The sequence below is a fragment of the Pacificimonas flava genome, from assembly GCF_000342165.1.
Classification (GTDB): domain Bacteria; phylum Pseudomonadota; class Alphaproteobacteria; order Sphingomonadales; family Sphingomonadaceae; genus Pacificimonas; species Pacificimonas flava.
Genome location: NZ_AMRV01000003.1, coordinates 310352 through 330582 on the forward strand (window position 1 = coordinate 310352; position 20231 = coordinate 330582).

Annotated in this window: 15 protein-coding genes and 1 pseudogene; 10 read left to right on the plus strand and 6 right to left on the minus strand. The window is 63.9% G+C overall.

Annotation, left to right across the window (positions count from 1 at the left end):
• Nucleotides 1-26: 26 nt before the first annotated feature.
• From recF to C725_RS06585, 5 genes are all read left to right on the plus strand, one after another.
• Entirely contained in the window at nt 27-1154 is a 1128-nt protein-coding gene (recF, locus tag C725_RS06565; protein WP_008601192.1) for a DNA replication/repair protein RecF, read from the plus strand.
• A 104-nt stretch (nt 1155-1258) separates the two neighbouring features.
• Complete coding sequence (gyrB, locus tag C725_RS06570) at nt 1259-3640, plus strand: DNA topoisomerase (ATP-hydrolyzing) subunit B (protein ID WP_008601196.1); 2382 nt, start codon at nt 1259-1261, stop codon at nt 3638-3640.
• 95 nt (nt 3641-3735) lie between these two features.
• Nucleotides 3736-4176, plus strand: a complete 441-nt coding sequence (locus C725_RS06575; RefSeq protein WP_008601198.1) for a YbhB/YbcL family Raf kinase inhibitor-like protein — start codon at nt 3736-3738, stop codon at nt 4174-4176.
• A gap of 14 nt (nt 4177-4190) precedes the next feature.
• Entirely contained in the window at nt 4191-4829 is a 639-nt protein-coding gene (locus C725_RS06580; protein WP_008601201.1) for a redoxin domain-containing protein, read from the plus strand.
• Between the two features lie 152 nt (nt 4830-4981).
• Complete coding sequence (locus C725_RS06585) at nt 4982-5194, plus strand: hypothetical protein (protein ID WP_008601203.1); 213 nt, start codon at nt 4982-4984, stop codon at nt 5192-5194.
• A gap of 85 nt (nt 5195-5279) precedes the next feature.
• Here the strand turns inward: C725_RS06585 and C725_RS06590 are convergent, their stop codons facing one another.
• Nucleotides 5280-6587 (minus strand): sensor histidine kinase, encoded by a 1308-nt coding sequence (locus tag C725_RS06590; RefSeq protein WP_008601204.1) that lies wholly within the window; start codon nt 6585-6587, stop codon nt 5280-5282.
• Nucleotides 6577-7980, minus strand: a complete 1404-nt coding sequence (locus tag C725_RS06595) for a sigma-54-dependent transcriptional regulator (RefSeq protein WP_038282018.1) — start codon at nt 7978-7980, stop codon at nt 6577-6579. The genes C725_RS06590 and C725_RS06595 overlap by 11 nt, the downstream gene beginning before the upstream one ends.
• A 131-nt stretch (nt 7981-8111) precedes the next feature.
• Here C725_RS06595 and C725_RS06600 point away from each other — a divergent pair, with 131 nt between their 5' ends.
• From C725_RS06600 to C725_RS06615, 4 genes are all read left to right on the plus strand, one after another.
• A complete protein-coding gene (locus tag C725_RS06600) occupies nt 8112-8351 on the plus strand; it encodes a hypothetical protein (protein ID WP_008601208.1) in 240 nt (79 codons plus the stop codon).
• Nucleotides 8348-9670 (plus strand): efflux RND transporter periplasmic adaptor subunit, encoded by a 1323-nt coding sequence (locus C725_RS06605; RefSeq protein ID WP_038282021.1) that lies wholly within the window; start codon nt 8348-8350, stop codon nt 9668-9670. The genes C725_RS06600 and C725_RS06605 overlap by 4 nt, the downstream gene beginning before the upstream one ends.
• A 2-nt stretch (nt 9671-9672) precedes the next feature.
• Nucleotides 9673-10353 carry an ABC transporter ATP-binding protein gene (locus C725_RS06610; protein ID WP_008601210.1) on the plus strand — a complete coding sequence of 227 codons (681 nt, stop codon included), beginning with the start codon at nt 9673-9675 and terminating at the stop codon, nt 10351-10353.
• Nucleotides 10354-10460: 107 nt separating this feature from the next.
• Complete coding sequence (locus C725_RS06615; protein ID WP_008601211.1) at nt 10461-12908, plus strand: FtsX-like permease family protein; 2448 nt, start codon at nt 10461-10463, stop codon at nt 12906-12908.
• Between the two features lie 291 nt (nt 12909-13199).
• On the opposite strand, the gene C725_RS06620 is transcribed toward C725_RS06615, so the two are convergent.
• From C725_RS06620 to C725_RS06635, 4 genes are all read right to left on the minus strand, one after another.
• Nucleotides 13200-14762 carry an alkaline phosphatase D family protein gene (locus tag C725_RS06620; protein WP_008601212.1) on the minus strand — a complete coding sequence of 521 codons (1563 nt, stop codon included), beginning with the start codon at nt 14760-14762 and terminating at the stop codon, nt 13200-13202.
• Nucleotides 14763-14837: 75 nt separating this feature from the next.
• Nucleotides 14838-17840, minus strand: a complete 3003-nt coding sequence (locus C725_RS06625) for a TonB-dependent receptor (protein ID WP_008601213.1) — start codon at nt 17838-17840, stop codon at nt 14838-14840.
• A 98-nt stretch (nt 17841-17938) separates the two neighbouring features.
• Entirely contained in the window at nt 17939-18886 is a 948-nt protein-coding gene (locus C725_RS06630) for a FecR family protein (RefSeq protein WP_008601214.1), read from the minus strand.
• On the minus strand, nt 18883-19434 hold the full coding sequence (locus C725_RS06635) for an RNA polymerase sigma factor (RefSeq protein WP_160165717.1): 552 nt from the start codon (nt 19432-19434) through the stop codon (nt 18883-18885). Before C725_RS06635 ends, C725_RS06630 begins: the two co-directional genes overlap by 4 nt.
• Before the next feature lie 205 nt (nt 19435-19639).
• Between C725_RS06635 and C725_RS15730 the strand changes: the two are divergent.
• Nucleotides 19640-20106, plus strand: a pseudogene (locus C725_RS15730) (alpha/beta fold hydrolase); the annotation flags it as partial.
• Between the last annotated feature and the right edge of the window lie 125 nt (nt 20107-20231).

Below are 20231 nucleotides of genomic sequence, written 5' to 3' on the forward strand. Positions count from 1 at the left end.
TTCACAGCGCCTGACCATCATTCCGCATGGTGGATGCAGCGTCTGAACCCAATTCCGCACCCGCGCCCCGGGCCGTCGAACGGCTGCGGCTGACCGATTTCCGTTCCTATGCCGCAGCGGAGGTTGCGCCGGGCCCCGGCCTGATCGCGATCAGCGGCCCCAACGGCGCGGGCAAGACCAACCTGCTGGAGGCCGTTTCGCTGCTGGCCCCCGGCCGCGGCCTGCGCCGCGCCAATCTCTCCGACATGGTCCGCATTGACGGCAGCGGCGGCTTTGGCATCGCCACCCGGCTCGGCATCGGCGCGGGCGAGCCCATAGAGATCGGCACGGGCATCGAGCCCGGCAGCGCACGCCGGACGGTTCGCGTGAACGGCGCGGGGGCGGCAGCGAACAGCCTGTCCGAATGGCTTTCCGTCCTGTGGTTGACGCCGGCCATGGACCGGCTGTTCACCGGCCCGGCAGCCGATCGCAGGCGCTTCCTCGACCGCCTGACCCTTGCCCTTTACCCCGGCCACGCGCAGGCGGCGACGCGCTACGAGAACGCCATGCGCGAGCGCAACCGCCTGCTCCAGGACGGCCGGCGCGACGACCATTGGCTGGGGGCGGTGGAGCGGGAGATGGGGCGGCACGGCAGCCTGCTCTCCGGCGCGCGCACAGCCACGATAGAGGCGCTGACCGCCGCCCTCGCGCGCCAGACCGGCCCCTTCCCCCGCGCGGAGGTCCGGCTGCAGGGGATGCCGCCGCTTTCGGAGGAGGAGATGACCGCCGCCATCGGCGCCTGCCGCAGGGACGATTTCCGCGCCGGCCGCACCCTCGTCGGCCCGCACCGTGACGATCTGCTGGTGCGCCACGTCGAAAAGGCGCAGCCGGCAGACCGCGCCTCCACCGGCGAGCAAAAGGCCCTGCTGACCGGTCTCGTTCTCGCCCATTCCGAACTGGTCGCGGCAGAAACCGGGCGCCTGCCCATCCTCCTCCTCGACGAAGCGCTGGCCCACCTCGACGAGGGGCGCCGTGCAGCGCTTTTCGGGCTGCTGCAACGTCTTGGCGGGCAGGTCTGGATGACGGGGACGGACGCCGCACTTTTCCGTGCAATTTCCGGCCCGGCCACCTATATGGAAATCAAGGACGGAGTGCCTGTCGTCACCTCGTCATGACGCGTCCGGCGGGCAGCCGGAATCGCGCCGCCGCCCGGGGGGCGGCACCGTACCGGCACCTTGCCGGACATGGACTTATTCGGGTGCGGAAAAGGAACAGGTTTTTGGCTGAAGCAGCGGCATCGGGCGGCGCCGAGTACGGCGCGGATTCCATCAAGGTTCTGAAGGGGCTGGACGCCGTTCGGAAGCGGCCGGGCATGTATATCGGCGATACGGAGGACGGCTCCGGCCTCCACCACATGGTGTTCGAGGTGTCCGACAACGCCATCGACGAGGCCCTCGCGGGTCACTGCGACCTCGTCACCATGACGCTGAACGCCGACGGCTCCGTCACCGTTACCGACAATGGCCGCGGTATCCCGACCGACATCCACGCCGGGGAGGGCGTGTCCGCGGCGGAGGTCATCATGACCCAGCTTCACGCGGGCGGAAAGTTCGATCAGAACAGCTACAAGGTGTCGGGCGGTCTGCACGGCGTCGGCGTCTCTGTCGTCAACGCGCTCTCCGACTGGCTGGAGCTGCGTATCTTCCGCGGCGGCAAGGAGCATTTCATGCGCTTCGAAAACGGTGTCGCCGTCGCGCCGCTCGAGGTGGTGGGCGATGCCGGCGAGCGGAAGGGGACGCACGTCACCTTCCTGGCCAGCCCCGAGACGTTCAAGATCACCGACTATGATTTCGAAAAGCTGGTGCATCGCTACCGCGAACTCGCCTTCCTGAATTCGGGCGTGCGCCTGCTGCTGGCCGACGAACGCCATGCGGAGCGCACCGAGGTCGAACTCTATTATGAGGGCGGCGTTGCGGAATTCGTGAAGTATCTCGACCGCAACAAGGAAGCGATCATTCCGGAGCCCATCCTGATCCAAGGCGAACAGGGCAATATCGGCATCGAGGTCGCGATGGAGTGGAACGACAGCTATCACGAGCAGGTGCAGCCGTTCACCAACAACATCCCGCAGCGGGACGGCGGCACGCATCTCGCCGCGTTCCGCTCCGCGCTGACGCGCACGCTGGGCAACTATGCCGAGCAGTCCGGCGCCTTCAAGAAGGAAAAGGTGTCGCCGACCGGCGAGGACATGCGCGAGGGGCTGACCGCCATCGTCTCCGTCAAGGTACCGGACCCGAAATTCTCGTCCCAGACCAAGGATAAGCTGGTCTCCTCGGAGGTGCGATCGCCCGTCGAAAGCCTGATCGGCGAAAAGCTGGGCGAGTGGCTGGAGGAGAATCCCGGCCCCGCCAAGATCATCGTCGACAAGTTCGTCGGCGCCGCCATCGCGCGTGAGGCCGCCCGCAAGGCGCGCGAGGCCAGCCGCAAGTCGGTGCTGACCGTCTCCTCCCTGCCCGGCAAGCTGAACGATTGCAGCGAGAAGGACCCCTCCAAGTCGGAACTGTTCCTGGTGGAGGGCGATTCCGCCGGCGGCAGCGCCAAGCAGGGCCGCGATTCCAAATATCAGGCCATCCTGCCGCTGCGCGGCAAGATCCTGAACGTCGAGCGCGCGCGCTTCGACCGGATGCTGGGATCGAAGGAGATCGGCAGCCTGATCCAGGCGCTCGGTACCGGCATCGGCCGCGACGATTTCAACGCCGAGAAGCTGCGCTACCACAAGATCGTCATCATGACGGACGCTGACGTCGACGGCGCGCACATCCGCACGCTGCTTCTCACCTTCTTCTATCGGCAGATGCCGGAGCTGATCGAGCGCGGGCATCTCTACATCGCCCAGCCGCCGCTCTACAAAGTCGCGCGCGGCAAGTCTGAGGTCTATCTGAAGGATCAGGCCGCGATGGACGAATATCTGATCGCGCAAGGTCTGGAGGGCATGGTCGCGGACACGGCGGAGGGGCAGCGTACCGGCGCGGACCTGCGCGCGCTCGTCGACCAGGCCCGCCGCATGCGTACGCTCATGGCCTATTTCCCCGGCCGCTACGACCACCGGATGATCGAGGCGGCAGTGCTTGCCGACGCGCTCGGCAAGCCTGCCGATGACGACATTGCCCGCCGTCTCGCCGCGTTCCTGAACGCCGAAAGCGAGGAGGGAGACTGGAACGTCACGCTGGCGAATGGCGGATATACGATCACGCATGAACTGCGAGGCGTGACAGACGCCTATGTCCTTGATGAAAAGCTGCTGCTGTCTGCCGAATCGCGCAAGCTGGGACAGATCGTCGGCGGCGAAAAGGCCTATGCCGGCGATGTACGGCTGGGCGAGAGCCTGACGGTGCGGCGTCCTTCCGAACTGCTCGACGCCGTGCTGGCTGCGGGCCGCAAGGGCCTGTCGATCCAGCGCTACAAGGGTCTCGGCGAGATGAACGCCGAGCAGCTCTGGGAAACCACGCTCGATCCCGACAATCGCTCGCTCCTCCGCGTGGAGATCGAGCAGGCGGACGTCGCCGACGACATCTTCACCCGCCTGATGGGCGACGTCGTCGAACCGCGCCGCGAATTCATCCAGGAAAACGCCCTCACCGTCGCCAATCTCGACGTTTGAGGAGGTTTGGAAAATCGCGATACAGTGTTTTTGATCGCATTTGTTTGTTTGAAAACACCGATTGATTGTTCCGTAATGTGCTTAGGAAGATTCCGATGACGTTCAGCGCCTATGGGCAGGATGTCTCCCCCGGCCTCGCCTGGAGCGGGGTTCCCACCGGAACACAGAGCCTGGCGCTGCTGATGGAAGATCCGGACGCTCCCGCCGGCCACCCTTTCGTCCACTGGGTCGCCTGGAACATCGCGCCCGACCTTGCCGAGCTGCCCGGCGCCGTCCCTCCCGTCCCGCAGGTGCCGGATCTGATGACCCTGCGGCAGGGCCGCAATACGCGCGGCTCCATCGGCTATTTCGGTCCCCGGCCCCCCGTTGGCGACGAGGCGCACCGCTATCATTTCCAGCTCTTCGCGCTCGACACCGTGCTCGATATCGTCCCCGGATCGAACCGGGAGGATCTGCTCGCGGCAATGGAGGGGCATGTCCTCGCCAGCGGCGAACTGGTCGGGACCTATGCGCAGCCCCAGCCACCCACTCAGTAAGGAAGGAGACAGCCATGCGCAGCGATATCGTTCCCGGCGCCGCATTTCCCGACTATGTCCTGCCCGACCATACGCAGGTGCCGCGCCGCCTTTCCGACCTGCAAAGCGATCAGACGATGGTCATTGTCCTGACCCGCGGCGCCTTCTGTCCCAAGGACCGGCACCACTTCCAGGAACTGGTGCGGTTTCACTCGCAGCTTATCGTCGGCTTCACGCATCTGGTGGCGATCACCACCGACGACTGGCACACGGCCAACAATATGCGCCAGCAACTCGGCGCCCATTTCCCGTTCCTGCTCGATGAGGAGCGAAAGGTGCAGCAGGATCTGGATATCAAGGAATATACCGATCCCGAACACGACGTGATGATCCCGCACACGATCGTGCTGAAGCCCGATCTCGTGATCCACAAGGTCTATAACGGATATTATTATTGGGGCAGGCCGTCGATGGCGGAGCTTCACCAGGATCTGCGCGAGGCGACGCGGGAGGTGCGCGAGGACTGGGACATCACCGATCCGGCGCGGCGCGCGGAATGGGACCGGGACGAAAAGGATCGCTTCTGGCCCTATGGCTCCAAGTCGATGGAGCGCACCCTGACGGAAATGGCCGGAGCGGTCGATCAATATGCGGGCCGCGCCGACGAAGGCTGACCGGACGCGTTCTTTTCTCACACTCCAGACGACGACGCCTCGCTCGTCGCGGGGGCGAAGCGCGTCGTCGCCCTGTCTCCGAATATCATGGAACGCTCGGCCGGCTGATCCGTCCTGAAGGTAGGGGCGCCAGATGGAGAGGAACGATCATCATGGACAAGCCGGACACAGGAAAACGCGCGAAGACCGAGCAAGACGAGGATCTACGCTCGAATCCCGGTATCGGGCAGTCGAAAGGAGCCTACGCAATGGGCGGCGACCTCGACGATGCCGAAGGAGAGAACACCGTCGAAGGCGATGTCGAGAACGATCCGGATGCACTGGGTCAGGTCAAGGAAGATCGCCTCGGACGCACAAACCGGTAGGCGCGCGCCCGAGATTGGTTGCGCGAGATCGTTCACCGGCCCTGCGCTTGCCACTTGTACGGCGGGCAGCCATCTGCTCGCGGGCTCAGATGCCTATGCGTATGAGCGCGCCGCCCAGCGGGCTGTCTTCGATCGAAATGGTCCAGCCGGACGCGACGACGATCTGACGAGCGAGGTTGAGGCCGATGCCGCTGCCGTCCGCCTTCGTGGTGTAGAAGGGCAGGAAAACGTCGGAACGCAAAGCCTCCGGAATACCGGGCCCATTGTCTTCGATCTCCAGCCATCGCCGATCGTGGCGATAGCGGAGGGCAAGCCGCACCCGGGGGGCGTCGTCCTGCGCGGATGCCTGGCCGGCGTTTCGCATGAGGTTGATGAGGGCTTGGCCGAGCAGATCCGGATCCGCCTCGAAATCCTGATCGCTTTCCATGATCGTTTCCAGATGGCAGCAGGGCCATTCCGCTTTGAATATGCCGGCGATCTCGGCAATGAAGGGGCCCGCGGCGAACTGGCGAACCCTCGGTGAGGGTGCCCGCGCCACGGCGCGGTAGCGATCGATGAAGCTGCGCAAGCTTTCCGCCCGCCGCGCCAGGGTTTTCACGGCGTCGCGGGCCGCCGGCAGGTCTGGCGAGGCTTCGCGCAGCATATCGGCCGCACTGCGGGACAGCGACATGACGGGCGTTAGGGAGTTGAGAATTTCATGCGTGAGCACGCGGACAAGGTCCGTCTGCGCGGCGACCTCGACGCTTTCGAGCGTCCCTTGCAGGGGCTCGATGCTCACAATGTGCACGGGCTGCCCAAGCCGCTCGAGCCTAGCGCACCGAACCAGTGCGCGTTGCAGCCCGTCCCGAAACCTTAGGACGAGCACGGCCCGATCTGCGGCGCGCGGTGCTGCCAGCCACTGCGCAAACGTGGCTCCATACACCGCGAAATCCCCGGCTCTGATACCGTCATGGTCGACGAGCAGCTGCCGGGCCGCCTTGTTGGCGAGATGAATTCCGCCTTGGTCGATCGTCAGAATGGCCACCGGCACATCGTCGACGACCCCCTCCAGAAAGCGAAGCTGGCGTTCGGCGGTCTCACGAATGTCTTGCGAGCGGCGCAGCGCCGCATCCATCGCTTGTCCCAAGCGGTCGAACCCGGCGCCGCCGCGCCTGTCGACCCGCGCGGAGAGGTCGCCATAGTGGAGCGACTCCAGAAAGGACGCCACCGTTCGGTTCGTACGCGTTATGTGCCGCCAGGTGCCGACGACCGCGGCAACCAGCAGGGCCGAGGCCACGATGCGCGCGGCCAGAAGATCTTCGCTGCCGAATGTCCAGATCGCGGCCTGCATGGACAGCAGGGTTGCCGCCAGCCAGGCACACAGGGTGACCGTGAAACGGACATCAAAGCCCATGCTTCTCCATCCGCCGGTACAGCGCAGCGCGAGAAAGCCCCAGTTCGGCCGCCGAGCTGGATATGTTGTAGCCATGCTTCTTGAGCGCCGCTTCCACCAGGCGCCGCTCGGCCCTGTCCAAATTCAGGTCGGGACCGCTATGATCGGGCCGGAGCGTCGCCGGCGCGCTCCCCTCCGCAGCGTGGCCCGCCGGAAAGTCCTCCGGCGACAATTCCTCTCCACCCAGGATGATTGCGCGTTCTGCTGCATGGCGCAGAGCGCGGACATTTCCCGGCCAGTCCTGATCGAGAAGCGCCTGGCGCGCCGCGGGCGAGAGGGTCGGAACGGGCTTCGCGTACCGCTTCGCATATTGCACGAGGAAATGCTGGAGGAGCGCCGGGATATCCTCGGGCCGCTCGCGAAGGGACGGCACTTCGATCTCGACGGTGTTGAGCCTGAAAAGGAGGTCCTGACGAAAATGCCGTTCGTCGCGAAGCATGGCGTATGTCATGTTCGTGGCAGCGATCACGCGAACGTCGACGGGCACAGGCCGATTTGCGCCGACCGGCGTCACATGTCGCTGCTCCAGCGCCGTAAGCAGCTTTGGCTGGAGATGAAGAGGCAAATTGCCGATCTCGTCGAGGAACAGAGTTCCGCCGTCGGCGGCCTGAATGCGCCCGACCCGGTTCGCCTTGGCATCCGTAAACGCGCCCTTCACATGACCGAACAGTTCGGAATCGATCAGTTCCGCGCTCAGGGCGCCAAGGTCGACCGTCACCATGGGCCCGTTCGCTCGGCGTGACTGCTCGTGCAGATCGCGCGCTGCAAGCTCCTTGCCTGTCCCGTTCTCTCCCAGAATCAGCACGTTGGCATCGGTCGGGGCGGCGCGCGCGATCAAGGAATGCACGCGCGTCATGGCCGGGCTGGTGCCGATGAGCGGCGATACCCTGGCCGCCTGTCCGGAAGATTCGGCGGCGCCCGGCATCGGCGGCGAACCGCGGCGCGAACGGCTCAATGCGGCAGCCGTGCGTGCTGCCGCCAGCAGCCGGTCGTTCGACCAGGGCTTCGACACGAAATCGCTGGCGCCCCGCTTCATTGCCTCCACCGCGACATTCACGCCGGCATGAGCGGTCATCATGACGACCGCGAGATGGGGATCCGTGTCCAAAATCTTCTGGAGGACGGTCATACCTTCGGCCGAATTGGTGGCACCCCGCGTGAAGTTGGCATCCAGAAGCACGACATCGACCGTTTGCGCCGCCAGCACCGCCATGGCTGCGGCGGGGTTCGTGACCGTCTCCACCCGCTGGAAGACCTGGCGCAGCAGCAACTGCGCGGCGAAGAGAATGTCCTCGTCGTCGTCAACCACCAAGCAGGCGCCGAATTCTCCCTTCATCTGTTCGCTTTCGTACATCCGTTGTCCGCTTCCGTGCAATCAAGAAGCATGCCAGCGCCGCCAACCGACGTCCGCGAAGGCGGTTTCCCGGTTGGCACGGTTCCTGCTGATCGGTTCGCATGACAATGTTCACCCCAAAGGACGATAGCATGCCCAATGCCCCTGCCGCATCGCTTCTCGCTCGGCGCCTCCTGGCCGGCGTCCTCTTGGTGGCGGCACCTCTGTTCGTGGCGCCGCCCAGCTGCGACGCCGATCTTTCCCTTTCCTCATCGCCTGGCTTTTCGCTCTCCGTCAGCGCGGGCCCTGTCCGCTTTCGAACAACCCTGTTCGATTCCGAACAGCGCCGCGCGGCGCCCGCCCCCCTCCTCTCGTTGCGGATTGCGGCATGAGCGTACTGCCGATGGACAGGCCGAGGGCGGAGCGGCCGGGCGCGCCTGTTACTGGAAGAGCCATGGACCGGAGCGTTCCGGGAAAAGGCCTGTCGGTGCGCATCAAGGCGGCCATCGCGATTGCCCTCTTGCTGGCAGCGGCAGGGGCCTTCTGGCTGTTCGCGCCGAGCGGCGACACCCAGACGGTAAGCACCGATAAGCTCACGATCTCGGAAGTCGCGGAAGGAAGCTTCGAGGACTTCATTCCGCTGCGCGCCCGCGTCACACCGCTGGTAACCGTCTATCTGGACGCCATCGAGGGTGGGCGTGTCGAGCGCGTCGTGTCCGAAGATGGCGCTATGCTGGAGAAGGGCGAGCTGATCGCCGTGCTGTCGAACGCCGAACTGCAATTGTCGGTTCTCGCGCGGCAGACAGAGGTCGAGCAGCAGATCAACAATATGCGCAGCCAGGAACTTGCGCTCTCCCAGACGCGGCTCGCAAACGAGCGCAGCGTGCTGGAAGCGGAACTGGCCCTTGAGAAAACCCGCCGGCAATATTCCCGGGAAGCGCCGCTGGCGGAGCGTGGTTTCGTCGCGGGACGGCAGTTCGAGGACACGAAGGATCAACTCGCGTTCGAGCGGGAACGACTGGCCACCTTGCAGCGCAGCCGCGCAACGGATGAGCGCCTGCAGTCGGATCAGCTGGCGCAGCAGCGTGCCTCCGCGCAGTCGCTCCGCTCCAGCCTCGAACTTGCCCGGGCCAGCCTCGAAGCCCTGAACCTTCGGGCGCCCGTCGCCGGCCAGCTGTCGGGGTTTTCCGTGCAGGTCGGCGAGTCCCTGCAACCCGGAGAGCGCATCGGACAGATCGACAGTCCCGGCCGCAACAAGCTGATGGCCGGCGTCGATGAATTCTATCTGGGCCGCGTCGCGCTGGGGCAACGCGCGGCGATCGAATGGGGCGGCACGACCTACCCGGTGAAGGTCTCGAAAATCTATCCGCAGGTTCAGAATGGCCAGTTCGAGGTCGACTTGCAGTTCACAGATGACGAGCCCGCCGAAATCCAGCGGGGCCAGACCCTGCAGGCCCGCCTTACGCTCGGCGATCCGGCCCCGGCCCGCGTTCTGCCGTACGGAGCCTTCTACAACGAAACCGGCGGTGCCTGGGTCTTCGTCGTGTCCGAAGACGGCGAAACGGCAGTTCGCCGCGACGTGCGGCTGGGCCGCCGCAATGCCGAAGTTATCGAAGTTCTGGACGGCCTCGACCCCGGAGAGCGCGTCATCACCTCACCCTATACCGGGTTCGCCGACAAGGCGCAGCTCGACCTCGAAAAAGGAGCATGACCATGTTGCAGATGCGCGGCCTATCCAGAATCTATCGCACCGATACCGTCGAGACGACGGCGCTGGACGCCATCGACCTCGATATCGCCTCGGGCGAGTTCGTCGCGATCATGGGTCCGTCCGGTTGCGGAAAATCCACGCTCCTCAACCTGATGGGCATGCTCGATACGCCGTCGAGCGGCTCCTACGTCTTCGATGGAAAGGAAGTCGCCGGCCTGAACGAGAGCCGCCTGGCCGAGGTTCGCAAAGCGAATATCGGCTTCATCTTTCAAAGCTTCAATCTGGTCGACGAACTCAGCGTCGCCGAGAATATCGAACTGGCCCTTCTGTACCACAAGGTCGGTAGCGCCGAGCGGAAAAGCCGCGTGGAGACCGTCATGGACCGGGTCGGCATTGCGCACCGCGCTCGCCACCGCCCGAGCCAGCTTTCCGGCGGACAGCAGCAGCGTGTGGCCGTGGCGCGCGCTCTGGTGGCGGAACCCAAGCTGATCCTGGCCGACGAGCCGACGGGCAATCTCGACACCAATCACGGCGAGGAAGTCATGCGCATGCTGCAATCGCTGAACCGCAGCGGATCGACCATTGTCATGGTGACACATTCGCCGGCCCATGCGGACTATGCCGGCCGCGTCGTCAATATGCTGGACGGCCGCGTGCTGCAGGAACGCCGCCGGGCAGCCTGAGCCGGCCCGGGATTTCATTGCCAGCCCCTCTGATGGAGATCACCGCCATGTGGCAGAATTACCTTACCGTCGGCCTTCGCTAACTTGCCAAGCAGCGAACCTATGCGGTGATCAACATTACGGGTCTGGCCATCGGACTGGCGGCCTGCGTGCTCATCCTTCTCTACGTTCGTTACGAGCAGAGCTATGATGACTGGCTGCCGGATGCCGAGCGCGTCTTTCAGTTGCAGACCCTCTATGAAGCCACCGAGAGCGGCGGCGAGGAAATGAACCTTCAGATGAGCGCCATCGTCGCGGGACGAGCGCTCGAGAAGGACTATCCGGGTCAGGTCGAGAATGTCGTCTGGGTCCGCAGCTTTTCCCCCGTCATTCTGCAGGACGGGCAAGCCTCGGTGACCGAGGATCTGCGAATGGTCGATGGCGACCTGTTCGCCATTTTCGATGTCCCGTTCGTACGGGGCAGCGCGGCGAACGCCTTGCCGGACACTCATTCGATCGCGCTCAGCGAAAGCGAGGCGCAGCGCCGCTTCGGCGATCAGGACCCGGTGGGCAGGACCCTTACCATCGTGGATAATAACGGCCCTGTGGATTACAGGGTCACCGGGGTGTTCGAGGACTGGCCGGAACATTCCAGCTTTTCCGCCGACGCCGTGGCGCGTTTCGACCTGGGCGCGCAGTTCGCCGACCGGGAATACGCCCTTACCGGCTGGAACAACCAGCAGGGATGGAACTATGTGAAGTTGCGGCAGCCGGCCGACGCGGCCCTGATCAACGAACGCATGCCGGCCTGGGAGAAGCGGAATATTCCGGACGATGTCGGTGAAGGCGGCACCACCAATCCGGGCGACTTCCAGGACTACCGGCTGACGAACATCCGCGACATTCACCTGGGAGAGGCGCAGGCGGCATCGGTGACACCGGGCAACGATCGTTTTACCGTCACGACCTTTGCGGTAATTGCAGTTCTGGTCCTGGGCATGGCCTGTGTGAACTTCACCAATCTCGCCACCGCGCGGTCGTCGCAGCGCGCACGCGAAGTGGCGCTGCGAAAGGTCCTCGGCGCTTCGCGGCGACAGCTCATCACGCAGTTCCTCGGCGAGTCCCTTCTGGTGACGGCGATCGCCATGCTGCTTGCACTGACGGCGACCGAGCTGCTGCTGCCGGTCTTCAATGGCTTTCTTGGGTCCGATATCGCCGTGACCTATTTTGGCGCGGGCGGCATCCTCCTGCCGGTAATTGCCCTGACCCTCGTCGTCGGATTGGCCGCAGGTCTTTATCCGGCCTTCTACTTGTCCCGCTTCGAGCCTGCGCAAATCCTGAAGGCCAACAAGTCCGCCGCCGACGCAGGCGGATCGGGCCAGCTGCGCAATGTTCTCGTCGTGGGACAGTTCGCGGTTTCCATCGGCCTGATCATCTGCACGGCAGTCATCTACGGCCAGACCGTCTATGCACGCACATCGGACGCCGGTTACGTACGGGACGGCCTCCTCCAGATCGAGAATCTCGGCTACCGCGGTGTCGACGGCAGGGACCAACAAGTCGTGGAGCAGCTTCGCCGCGTTCCCGGCGTGGAGGCTGCGGCGCGCACGCAGATCGCCGTCGATCCCGGCGGAAACTCCGTAAGCCGCGTCTACCGGACAGATAGCATGGAGCCCATCGATCTTGGCCAGTATTCGGTCGAGACCGGCTTCTTCGATGCCATGGGAATGAAGCTGATCGCCGGACGAGACTTTTCCAACGCCATCGGACGGGACGATTCCACGACCCCCTTCCCCATCGAAGAGGCCGCCGAACGCGCATTCGCCGAGCGCGGCGCGAACGTCATCGTGACGCGGGAAGCTACGCGGCGCCTCGGCTTCACCTCGCCGCAAGAGGCTGTCGGAAAGCAGTTGCGATCCGAACTCACCCAGTCGGAACTTGGCCTGGTGCCCATCACGATCGTCGGCGTCGTCGAGGATGCCCGGTTCCGGTCTCTGCGGGCACCTTTGCAGCCCATCATGTATCTGATGCGCCGCGAAGGCTTCGGGGCGATCGCCGTCCGGTATTCCGGCGACCCTGCCCGGACCAGAGAGGCGGCAGAGACCGTTTGGACCCGCAACATTCCGCAGGTGCCGTTCGATGGCCGTTTCGCCGACGACATCGTTCGCGAGCAATATGAGCAGGAGGCGGCCCGCAGCCAGATCTTCGCAGCCTTCGCCATTCTCGCTGTCATCATCGGATGCCTCGGCCTCTTCGGCCTTGCCGCCTTCACTGCGGAGCGGCGGACCAAGGAGATCGGCATACGCAAGGTCCTCGGAGCCCGGACACGCGACATCGTGCAGCTCCTTGTCTGGCAGTTCACCCGGCCCGTGATCATCGCGAATCTGATTGCCTGGCCGGCGGCCTGGTGGCTGATGCGCGACTGGTTGAACAATTTCGACGCCCGTATCGACCTGACGCCGGTGCCATTCCTGCTTGCAGGGGCGCTGGCTCTCATCATCGCCGTGGCGACGATTGCCGTGCATGCGTGGCGGGTGGCCGGCACCAGCCCCGTTCGGGCTCTTCGTTATGAGTGACGGCTTTCCCTTGCGAAGCCGTTACTGGGCGCGGGGCTGTTGCTGACCGCAACGCCCCCGCGCCCTCATTCGAAGCCAGCCTGCGGGGATCGTGGTCGATGATTACGTGTTCGCGCGCCTGACCGAGACCGAAACGGAGACCGGCGTTCCGCACGATTTGATCTATACCGCGGCCGATGCGAGCTTCGCCGGTATCGACGGCCAGATCGGCTATCAGATCACGCCGGCCTCCCGGAACACGGCATTCGGCGAAAGCCCCCGGCGCCTACAACGAACAGGCGCGCACATGGCTCATGCGCGTAGCGGGCCGGGACGCCCACGTTCGACGACGAACTCCGCAAGGTCGGACACTGCGCCGGATGGCGTGTCGACCTGGTCCATGACCTTGAGCCTGGTTCTCCACTGGTTCGGAGACACCACGTAGATCTGGTAGCCGCGCCGGTTGTTCAGCAGGGCGAGGTTCGGGTTGCGCGCCAATATGTCCTGCTGAAAGGAGTGACGCTCCGACCCGCTCCCGCCAGACGTGATGGAGGTTGCGAGAAATTCGCTTGCGACGGGCCGGCTTTCCGGATCCTCGCAATCGAGCGGAACGGTGCCCACAAGATGCTGGTGCATGTCTCCGCTGCCGATGACGACATTCCCTAGCCCCTGTTCCGCGATCGCCGTCACAAGACGCTGGCGAGCATGCGGGTAACCGTTCCAGTTGTCGGTGCTTCGAACCGTCTCGGTCTCTCCGTCCCGGCGACCATCGAAGGGCAACATCTGAACCTGCTGCGCGATGAAGTTCCAACCCGTTTCGCTAGACAGGCCGCGCTGCAACCAGTCTTCCTGCTCCCTGCCGAGCATCGTACGGGAGGCGTCGTATCGGGGGATACAGTCTGCACCTGCAGCATCCCTTGCGGCGGCGCCTTCGCAAAACTGATCGCTGCGGTGCGAACGCGTGTCCAGCGCATGCATTCGCAGCAGGGCGCCAAAATCGAAGCGACGAAAATATCGGGTCGAACCGGACGGCTGCAAGCTGCTGCGTACCGGCATATGCTCGTACCACGCCCTCAGCGCGTTCGCCTTGCGCTGCAGAAAAGCCCGCGTGCGGCCGTCATCCTTGCTGAAATCGCCGGCCCAATTGTCGTCGATCTCATGATCGTCGAAGGTGGGAATGAAGATCGCACGCGCATGTGCGGCGCGAAGATCGGGGTCGCTCTTATACTGGGCGTAGCGGCGACGGTAATCGTCCAGCGTGGCCGTCTCGTTGCCCAGATGCCGGCGAAACGGGTTCCGGTCCCTCTGGCCGAACTCGTATATGTAATCGCCATAGTGAAAGATGACGTCGAGCTCGGGTTCACGGGCAAGGTGCCCATAGGCGGAAAAGAAGCCGCTCTCGAAATCCTGGCATCCCACGCTGGCGATATGGAGCCGATCCACATTCGCACCCGGCGCGGGGAGCGTCGTGGCACGCCCGGTGTCGCTTGTCGCGCCGCCCGAATGGAATCTGTACCAATAGGGCCGGTGAGGCTGCAGACCGCCGACCTCGACATGAACCGTATGGGCATTCCGGGGCTGCGCCAGTCCCTCCTGCGAACGGACGATGGTTCGAAAGTTGGGATCCTCCGCCACCTCCCAAGCCACCGGCACCGGCTGCGGTCCCAGTCCGCCGGACGGTTCTGCGGGAGCCGGAGCCAGCCGCGTCCAGATCACGAACCCGTCGGGCGACGGCTCCCCGGCCGCCACGCCCAGCGTGAAGGGGTTCTGCGCGAAGGCCCGGCCGGCGCCTCGCCATGATGAACAGGCCGAAAGCAGGCCAAGCGAAAAGGTGGCGGTTGCGACCGAGCGCCGGTCGAGCAGGATGTCTTTCATAGGAAAAGCTTTGCCAGGATTGCTGTAAGGGTTCCGGGCGAACGTCCAGTGGAGCGGCCCGCCCGGGCGGCGACATCAGAAGCGCAAGGTCGCGCCAAAGGTGAACGTCCGGCCGCTGACCGTGCTGGTCATCAGTCGTTCCGCATCGCGGTCGGCATATTGAATGATGCGCTGATCGGTGAGGTTGAGGCCTTCCACCCTCAGCTGCAGCATCGGCGTAACATCATAATAGGCCGTGGCGTCGAAGACCGTCGACGGCGTGAAATACTCGCCGACATTGCCGTTGCCGCCGCCTCCCTTTCTGTACCGCGAGCGATAGGCCATGGAGGCCCGTGCCCCGAATTTCTCGGTTTCGTAGTAGAGCGTGGTGTTCACGGTCCATTTGGACAGGTCGACGAGCGGCAATTCATAGGCCGTGCCCGAATAGAAGACGTCCGACTGCCCATCGGCATAGGTCACATTGGCGGACAGGCCCAAATTCGCGAGCGGTCCGGGCAGAAAGTCCAGATCGCGCCGCGCTGCCGCTTCCACGCCCTGGATCGACGCGCCCGGTCCGTTGATCGGCCGCGTGAAGTTGAAGATGATGGACCCGTCCTGACCCTCTTCGAGGAGGTCGAGCGGATAGCCCGTTTCGCCATAGGGAAGCTGTTCCGTCTCGCTCGTGACGAAGGATTCCATGTCCTTGAAGAACGCGCCCACGGCAAGGAATCCTCGCGTGCCATCATAATATTCAATGGAGCCTTCGAGCGAATCGGCACGATAGGGATTGAGGTTGGGATTGCCGGCGCTGATCGTGCCGCCATAGCCGGCGACGCGCACCTGCGCCGCCGCGCTCAGATCCGAAAATCCCGGGCGGCTGATATTGCGGTTGGCGCCCAGGCGGAAGACCAGATCCGGCGTCACGTCCAGCGCCAGGTTCACGGCAGGCAGGAACCCGTCATAGGTGTTTCTGATGGAAACCGGGACAAGGCCACTGTCGGTCACCGACGTGCCGCGGGAATCGAGGCGCGTATTGTAGTACCGCGCGCCGAAATTCGCGCGCAGCCCGTAATCGCCGACATAGGTGTCGATTTCATATTGGGCGTAGGCCGCAAAGGTCCGCTCCTCAACGGTATAGTTCGTGCCGGCGAGAAGATCCTCGGCATCGAGATAGGGATCCTGGCCCAGGGCGTCGAAGATGGCATCGACATCGCCGACCGCGAAGTCCGCCGGGGCGTCGTAGGGGTTCAGCATGGTCGGCACCGGGTCGAGGCCCGAATGATCGCCATTGGTCTGCCAACTGTAACCGCTATTCTCGAAATTCTTGAACTCGCCGCCGACCTTGATCGTGGACGCGGTGGAAACGTCCCAGGCCAGGCCGAGCTGCGCATTGTAGAATTCGCTTTCGATGCTGTCCCGGCGCCATTGGATCCTGTCGAAGGTCCAGGCATCGCCATCCGCCGGATCAAAGTCGTAGCTGTTGACGGGCGTGTCCGTGTCGAGGTCGGAGAAACTCACCGTGTGATCCAGCGATAGGAGGTAGGCCCGCTGCCAGCTGGAAACGAACTTGGAGCTGGACCATCCGGCGAGCCCTTCGAGCCGGAGATTGTCGCTCAGCTCCGTCTGGCCGTTCAGCACGACCTGCCAGAAGTCGGTCTGGTCTCTCGTGGCCTTCGCCTCGTTGCGCAGATCCACGCCGCTGACCGTCGCATCGGTTATGCTTCCGAACTCGTCGATCGTGACGTCGTGGATGATTTGCGTCCCGGTGACGTCGTTGGAAGACAGGCCATTGGGGCCGGCATTTCCGAGGACGTTTTCCTGACGATTGTTCTGAAGCTGTCCATAAAGCACATCCAGCGTGACATCGGTGCCATTGCCGGGCTCATATTGCAGCGTACCGGTAAGCCCCAGCCTTTCGCGCTGGTTGAACCAGCTGGCATAGGTCTGCGCGCGCGAATTCCAGACCCTGTCATCCCCCTCGGCATTCACGAGGCGGTCACGTACATCGTCGGAGATTTCCGGACCGACATTGTCGGGGCCGAAGTTGATCTTCGACCAGTTCCAGTTTCGGTAACCCCATTCGATGGTATCGGCCTTGCTATAGGCAGCGGATATCAGCGCACCGAAATCACCGGATTGGACCGAGGCGAGCCCGACGAGGCGCGGCGTGAGCGTTTCGGTGTACTCGTTCACCTGCCCCTGCGCGCTGACGACGAACGTGTTCTCGTTGTAATCGAACGGCTTTGCCGTACGCAGGCCGATGGTGCCGCCGATGCCGCCCTCTTCCTGCTCGGCGCTATAGGCCTTCTCGACCACCACCCGGTTGAACAGTTCGGACGCGAACACGCTGTAGTCGAAGGCTCTGCTGCGGCTGACATTGCCGCGACTGTCGAGACCCGACGCGGTGTTGCTAAGGACCTCCATGCCGTTGAGCTGCGTCCGCGTGAAACCCGGGCCCAGGCCGCGAAGCGAAATCTGCCGGCCTTCGCCACTGTCCCTCGAAATTGCGACACCCGGAACGCGCTGCAGGGATTCGGCAAGGTTCTGATCGGGAAACGCGGCGATGTCTTCCGCAACGATGACCTCCTGAATGCCCGTCGCAGCCTTTTTCAGGGCCTGCGCGGTGGACAGGCTCTCGCGAAAGCCGGTGACGACGATTTCCGGTGCCTGCGCTGAAGCCGATGCCGGCGGGGCCTCCTCTTCGGCATCCGAGGTCTCGGCGCGGACCGGCGCCGGCGCCGGCGAAGGCCTGACGGCCGGCCGAATGCGCTGACGCTCGACGGCGCTCACCGTCACCATCCCGCGTTCGATGCTGGCCTTGAGCGGAAGGCCCCGGGTCAGGGCGGCGAGCCCCTGTGCCGCGGTGAATTCTCCGCAAACCGTGTTCCCGCGCAGTTCGTTTACCGCCGTCGGAACGGCAGCGACAGCAAGCCCGGTCGTGCGCGAGAAGCCGATCAAGGCTTCGGACAAATCCTGCGGCGGCTGGTTGAAGCTGTAGGTCGCTTCTTTCGTCTGAGCGGGCTGGGCGCTGCCTGGTTGGGAAGCCAGCAGAGTGGCTGCCGTTGAGAGTAAAATGGATAAACCGGTTAACTTTGACATGGAACCCCCGTTTTTGTGTCACCACCAAAACGGAGACAGAGAGTGGAACCGGACAATTTTATTGGTTACATTATTATGTCGGAACACTTTCACTCATGTTACGAAATATGAATTCTGCCGTTCTTCTCGATGATCTTCAATTCAAAAGCATTTTCTAGAAGTAATAGGGTCGTATCCACGTTCGAAATATTAAATCGGCCGGTCACGCGTTTTTCCGATGCCGGCCCCGGGGATATGACGATAGGCATCGTTGAATAGCGCCCGAGTTTCTCGACCAGATCGGGGAGCGGAGCATCCTTCGCGAGGAACCACTCGCTACCGATCATCGCCTGCTCGGGCTCGAGATCTATGCGGGTCAATCTGTTCGGGCCGGCGCGCAGGGCTTCATCTGCCGCCAAGTCCAATTCTCCGGCCTCCGATCCGACCCGAACTCGCCCGCGCGTCACACCGATAATCGACTGACCCTCCGCCATGCGGTCGATCAGGAAGGCAGTGCCCAACACATTCACGCTCGCATCGCCGACCTGAACCCTGAACGGCCTGCCTTCTTCATGCGCGACATCGAAATAGGCCTCGCCCCGTGCAAGGTCGACGCGCCTGCGCCACGGCAGCATCTGGACCGTCATGGCGGTGTTGCCGCCAAGTTCGACGGTGGAACCGTCCGCAAGTTCCACGAGCCGGTTCTCGCCGGGAGCGGTCGCGAAGTCCTCGGGCATTGCCGGCAAGATCACGATCGCGGTCCCGGCGGCGCAAAGCCCCAGCGCCGTGGCGATCCCGCCGAGGCGCCACGCTTTTGCGCCCGGCAGTCTTCCAGCGGAAATGTGCTGTGTCGACAAATCCTGCGCCCTGGCGTCCGCCGCTTCGCAGGCCGCCGCCAGCTCGTCACCGTACCAGATCGCTGCCATTTCGGCGAAAGCATCGCGATGCTTGGAATCCGCCTTCATCCAATCGTCGAAGCGCTCGCCCTCCGCCGGGGTGAAGGCCGACCGGTTCATCCGGTCGAGCCAGGTCGCGGCTTCGCGTTCGATGTTTTCGAGCTGCGTCATTTCGGCAAGTCCGGCACATCGTCGGAACGCGTCAACACCTTGCGCAGATCCTGCAGCCCGCGGCTCACATGCTTCTCGACAGAGGCGACCGAAATTCCGAGTTCGGCGGAGATTTGCGAATGGGATTTATCCTCGATCCGGCGCTTTATGAACACGGAGCGGCGAAGCTCGGGCATCGCATCGAGCGCGTCCTGAAAATGTCTGATCCTGTCCCTGCCGTGCACGACGCTGTCCTGCAAGGGGGCCTCGCACGGCTGCGCATCATCAAGTTCCGCAACTGGGGCCTTCTCCTTGCGTGCCGCATCCACCAGGCAGTTCAAGGCAATCCTGAAGGCAAGCGCGTACAGGCTGGCGGGAGGCTGCCCCTCGCAATAGCGCAGAATCCTCACGCAGGTCTCCTGCGCGATATCCTCCGCAAGATGATATCCCTGACCTCGCTTCACCAGATAGGCGATGATCGTGGTTCGAAGTGCGGTCCAGTCCGCGTCCGACCAGCCGGGGGCGGCCGAACGGTTCGAATCCCGTGCGCAGGTGGCTTCGTCCTTCATGAGCTGGCTTGGCACCATGCGGGCGCGGTTAGGCGGGGATTATGTCAGTTTTGCTGCCCCGACCGGAATCTTCCCGATGGACCGGCTGTTCGGCGCCAGAGTATTCTGCGCCGCCGGCGAATCTTATCCCGCATGTCACACCGGCATTCTCGTCATCGTCTTCGTAGCAGCGGCAACGGGCCGCCCTTCAAAAGGACCAATGACCATGAGCAACATCACCACGCAGGACGGTACCGAAATTTTCTACAAGGATTGAGGCGACAGGGCCGCGCAGCCGATCGTCTTCCATCATGGCCGGCCGCTGTCGGCGGACGACTGGAACAATCAGATGCTGGTCATTCTGGACAAGGGCGTCCGCGTCATCGCCCATGATCGCCGCGGCCATGGGCGTTCCAGCCAGACGGACCCAGGCAACGACAGGGACACATATGCCGCCGACATGGGCTGCGCTGACAGCAGCGCTCGACCTGAAGGACGCGGTGCATGTCGGACATTCCACCGGCGGGGGGTTGCGCGTTATGTGGCCGGGCGAAAGGGGGCCGTGTCGCCAGGGCCGTGCTGATCGGTGCCGTGCCGCCGCTGATGCTGAAGACCGAAGCCAATCCGGAGGGGCTGCCGCGCGAGGTGTTCGACGGTTTCCGCCAGTCGCTGGTCGCCAACCGGGCGCAATTCTAAATCCCATCGCCAAGCGGCCGGTTCCAATCGAACGGGCCCCGGGCGAAGGATGAACCCGCGCGGGGTGGACGTCACGATCCGCGCCTTCGGGCATCGTCATCGAACCGCAATCAACTTCGCGC

Excerpts from the sequence above, each read along its gene's own strand:
- recF (WP_008601192.1), top strand. The coding sequence starts at position 27 with ATGGTGGATGCAGCGTCTGAACCCAATTCCGCACCCGCGCCCCGGGCC.
- C725_RS06575 (WP_008601198.1), top strand. The coding sequence starts at position 3,736 with ATGACGTTCAGCGCCTATGGGCAGGATGTCTCCCCCGGCCTCGCCTGG.
- C725_RS06580 (WP_008601201.1), top strand. The coding sequence starts at position 4,191 with ATGCGCAGCGATATCGTTCCCGGCGCCGCATTTCCCGACTATGTCCTG.
- C725_RS06585 (WP_008601203.1), top strand. The coding sequence starts at position 4,982 with ATGGACAAGCCGGACACAGGAAAACGCGCGAAGACCGAGCAAGACGAG.
- C725_RS06590 (WP_008601204.1), bottom strand. The coding sequence starts at position 6,587 with ATGGGCTTTGATGTCCGTTTCACGGTCACCCTGTGTGCCTGGCTGGCG.
- C725_RS06595 (WP_038282018.1), bottom strand. The coding sequence starts at position 7,980 with ATGTACGAAAGCGAACAGATGAAGGGAGAATTCGGCGCCTGCTTGGTG.
- C725_RS06600 (WP_008601208.1), top strand. The coding sequence starts at position 8,112 with ATGCCCAATGCCCCTGCCGCATCGCTTCTCGCTCGGCGCCTCCTGGCC.
- C725_RS06605 (WP_038282021.1), top strand. The coding sequence starts at position 8,348 with ATGAGCGTACTGCCGATGGACAGGCCGAGGGCGGAGCGGCCGGGCGCG.
- C725_RS06610 (WP_008601210.1), top strand. The coding sequence starts at position 9,673 with ATGTTGCAGATGCGCGGCCTATCCAGAATCTATCGCACCGATACCGTC.
- C725_RS06620 (WP_008601212.1), bottom strand. The coding sequence starts at position 14,762 with ATGAAAGACATCCTGCTCGACCGGCGCTCGGTCGCAACCGCCACCTTT.
- C725_RS06625 (WP_008601213.1), bottom strand. The coding sequence starts at position 17,840 with ATGTCAAAGTTAACCGGTTTATCCATTTTACTCTCAACGGCAGCCACT.
- C725_RS06630 (WP_008601214.1), bottom strand. The coding sequence starts at position 18,886 with ATGACGCAGCTCGAAAACATCGAACGCGAAGCCGCGACCTGGCTCGAC.
- C725_RS06635 (WP_160165717.1), bottom strand. The coding sequence starts at position 19,434 with ATGAAGGACGAAGCCACCTGCGCACGGGATTCGAACCGTTCGGCCGCC.